Annotated in this window: 1 protein-coding gene; it reads left to right on the top strand. The window is 49.0% G+C overall.

Translation table 11 applies throughout. The features are described 5' to 3' along the window. Positions 1-4,622, top strand: a 4,622-nt coding sequence (locus tag ACXAH2_RS17075) for a two-partner secretion domain-containing protein (protein ID WP_475080161.1), incomplete at both ends; no start/stop codon positions are given.

Below are 4,622 nucleotides of genomic sequence, written 5' to 3'. Positions count from 1 at the left end.
TTTCTCTTTTGGCCCCTTGTCGTCGCCATCAAAAATACATAGCGCAGATTATGTTGTCGGCCTATTTGTCCGCGCCGGGGGTGTTGTTGGCCCAAGGGGCGACGGCAGCGAAAAACAGCGCCCATGCGCCAGCGTTTGATACTTCGGCCAGTGGCATCCCGATTGTCAATATTAATGCCCCTTCTGCGAAAGGCGTGTCGCGCAATGAGTACGATCAGCTTAACGTGGAGAAGAAAGGTCTGATCTTTAATAACGCCACGGACATTACCAACACTGAGCTGGCGGGTTACATCGATGGCAACGCCCGCTTGGGGGGCAAGAGTGCCAGCATCATTTTGAACGAAGTCACGGGCAACAGCCGCAGTGCGTTAAACGGTTATCTGGAAATCGCGGGGCAATCCGCTGAGATGGTCATCGCCAACCAAAATGGCATCACTTGTAATGGTTGCGGTTTCATCAACACCACTCGTGCCACCTTGACCACAGGCCAAGTCTTGTTTGATGGCGCGGGCGGTTTGTCTGGCTTTGATGTGTCCCAGGGTGACATCGCCATTACTGGCGACGGTTTAAACGACACACAAACCCGTGAGTTGGACATCTTGGCGCGCAGCGTTCAGCTCAACGCCAAACTCTGGGCCGATCAAGCCACCATCATCACCGGTGACAATCGCATTAACTACCAAGACAAGTCGGTGACGGCGCGCTCCAATGATGAGCGGGAAACATTCGCCTTGGACGTGGCGGCCATTGGCGGTATGTACGCCAATCGCATTCATTTGATCGGCACCGAGCGGGGTTTGGGAGTCAACCTCAACGGCGAAGTCAAAGCCGTTGAAGACATGACTTTGGACACCCAAGGCAATATTGTCCATCGTGCCACCTTAAGTGCGGATGAGATGCAAATTCAAGCCAATGCTTTTGAAAATAGCGGTGAAGTACTGGCCAATCGCATTAATATCAAGACGACAAAAGGCCTTGTTTCTAGCGGCGCAGACGCCGCCATTCAAGCCACTGAATCCATTCGGTTAGAAGCGCAAGCCTTAAAGAATCAAGCAGGTGCCAAGTTACTCAGTCAAAATGGCGATATTCATTTAATAGCAGACAGCCTGACCAACCAAGGCACTATTGCTGGTCACACCCTTACCGTCACCACAGACACGCTCAACAACACAGGGGAAAATAGCCAGATCTTTGCCGCGGAGCAGTTGACGCTGACCACCACGGGGGATCTACGCAATGATGATCAGGCGTCCATTGCGTCGGACAAGGCGCTCACCATCACAGCGCAAGGACAATTAGACAACCTCACTGGGGCCATTGAGTCCTTAGCAACGCTAGATATAACCGCGAGTAGTTTGAGTAACACAGGTAAAATACAGTCACAAAACGATGCGTTAACCCTAACGACAGGGCTGGTAGACAACCGAGGTACCTTGGTGGGTAAAGGCATCACGATTAATGCCAATGAACTGAACAATCGCACTGCGAACGGCCAAATTTACTCGACGGATAATCTGGATCTGACCCTTTTAGGGGATTTTGTCAATACAGACCAAGCCTTGATGCATTCTGAGGGGAACTTGAGGGTAGAGGCACAGGGTAATCTGACTAACCACAGTGTCATTGAATCGGTGGCGGCCGCCACCTTGAACAGTAAAACCGTGACGAACAATGGCCGTATTGTGACGCAGAATCAAGCTTTAACCATGACAGCGGACAGCTTGAACAATAAAGGGATGATTTCAGGGCATGGGGTGTCAGTGACCGCGGGTTCCATTGTTCACGATACATCGGCGAGTAAATTACTCTCGACAGGGGACTTGACCCTTAACACGGATCAAGATTTTTACAATCAGAATGGCGCGACAATCAAAGCCAATAATTTGTTATCCCTTGAGACCAAAGGCCATTTTTATAATCAATCAAGTTTTGAATCCGACAACGACATTCACATTATCGCGCAACAGGTCAATAACAATGACAATGGCGAAATTTTTGCTGAAAATGGCACGTTAGACATAGACGCTTCCGCCAGCCTGTCCAATACCGGTGGCATCGCGGCGAATAAAGTGGATATTGATTCTGCTTCGTTGAGTAACAATGGCAGCAATGCCCTGATACTCGGCCGAGATGACTTATCCATCGTCACCCATGGGGATATTAATAATGAAAATGGTGGCGTACTCTACAGTTTTAATAGCGGTAACCTAACCACCGATGGCACCTTGTTAAACAGCTCGTCGACTATAGAGACGGGGGGCGACCTGACCATTAATGCCAATAAACTGGTGAATAAAAAACGCGTTTTTAGTGTCAAACAAAATGTCAATTCGACCACGCATAATGGTGTCAGTATTGCTAGACCAAGTGGTTATTACAATGCCAAACGAAACTACACTCAAACCGTTACCAGCCACACAATCACCGCCGACAGTGATCAGGCGTATTTATTGACAGGTGGCAATCTGACCATCAATGCGTACATTGATAATTTATATTCCACTATTAGCGCAGGCAAAAACCTTACCTTCAATTCAGCAAAGTTAAATAATGTCAGTTCCGTGGTGACCAATAGAAACGTTAAGACGGGAACCGATTATTTATACCGGAAATGGAAGGAGTGTAAGCGAACCTGGTATGGTAAGAAAAAGTGTAAGACGAAATATGAGACAAAAACCCGTGGCTACAACAGTGCTTCATCCTCAAATCAAACCTTAGCGGCGGCCACCTTTACAGCGAATGGGACTATCAGTGGTAAAGCGGGTGAGGTGAATAATGTGGGTTCAGTTGAGGCTGTATCTGGTAGCACTGCTGATGGCGAAAACGATTCTGGATTCAATGAGAACACCTTTGGTATAGATAAAGAGAAAATAGGCGACGTAACGCCTCGTAAGAATGACATTTTTCAAAACATGGATTTAGATGATATCATTGAAAGTGCTTTGTTCTCTGCGTCCCAGAATCCAGATTCTGGGCACCTGATTGAAACCAATCCCTTGTTCACCAATTACAAAACCTTTGTTTCCTCTGATTACATGCTCAACAAAATGACCGGTGATGGCCAAGGGAGAACGGGCAAAACCGCCTCGCGCCTTGGGGATGGCTATTTAGAACAACAATTGGTGCGTCAGCAAATACTCTCGTACACAGGACAACAAACCTTACCCGATCAGGCGGACATAGAAAAAACCTATGCGACCTTGATGGACAATGCCTTAGACGAATATGAAAACCTGCAATTAAGCGCGGGCGTAGAATTGAGTGCTGGACAAGTGGCCAAGCTAAAACAGCCCATCGTGTGGATGGTGACTAAGACAATACAAACGCCGTCTGGCCCGCAACAAGCTTTGGTTCCTAGGGTCTATTTCCCGAACACTTGGGACATGAAATTACGCCCAGATGGTTCTTTGATCGCTGCCAATAACATCGACATCCAAGTGGATAATGAGGTGGTGAATTCAGGGGCCATGATGGCGAGTGTGGACATGTCTTTACAGGGAGATAACATCACCAACCGAGGTTCCATCAAAGCAGGTGGTAACGCTAATCTGATAGCAAACAAAGACATTACTAATTCAGGCAGTATGCAAGCCAACGGCACGCTCAGTCTGGTGGCCGGTGGCAACATCACTAGTGAGACGCAGAGCCAAACCATTAAGACCCAGTCGGGGGCTTTTGCCAGTACACAAACCTTGGTGGGGCAGACGGCCTCTCTTTCTGGCGGCAACATCAGCCTTAATGCCGGTAATAACATTAACCTGATTGCCAGTGATGTGAAGGCTGACAATGAAGTCTTAGCTCAAGCAGGTAACAATTTTACCCTCGCCAGCTTGGCGGTCACTGATAGCAATAGAGCGAGAAACGATTACGATGAGTCCAGTACTGAACATCAAGTCAGCTCCCTATCGGCGAGCAGCCTTCAACTCAGCGCGGGCAATACCTTTACCAGCCAAGGCGCTCAGCTGGCAGCGCAGGAAGACCTGACCCTAGCCGCCAACAACATTGACCTCTTGGCCGTCAAAGACACCAAGGACGCCTATAGCTTTGTTGGTAGGGGTGGGAATACCACCGAAAAACGCAACCATAACGAAAGCATCACAGGCACCGACTTAAGCGCCGGCGGTGCCTTGACTCTGGTGAGTCAGAACGACATTTTCTCCAAAGGCTCCACTTTAAGCAGTGGCGAAGACCTGACCATAGCCGCTGGGGGCGATGTGGTCTTGGCCACAGAAACCGCGCACAACTCCTCTTATCAGCAAGTGAAGACGAAAACCTCTAGTACTTGGGGGTCTTCTAAACGCTCCACCACGACGACCAGTTCTGAAAGCCTGACCAATCAAGGTACTACGTTGAACTCAGGCGGTGGACTCAACATCGTCTCTGGTGCGGACGTTCTCTTAGTGGGCAGCAAAGCGTCTGCCGAAGGCGACATCAGTGTGCAAGCAGCAGGTGACATTGAACTGCTCAGCGCGGTGGACCAAAGCTCTCAACGCTACCAGCAACAGAAAAAAGGCACCTTTAAGGTCAAAGCCAAAGACCAAGGTTCCATCAAACAAACCGCCGTCACCAGTGACCTTATTGGCGGTGGCAACATCAGCCTAGACAGTGGCAGCAACATCACT

This window comes from Marinomonas sp. ABL3_031, assembly GCF_056161265.1.
This window is presented reverse-complemented; position numbering and strand designations above follow the sequence as displayed.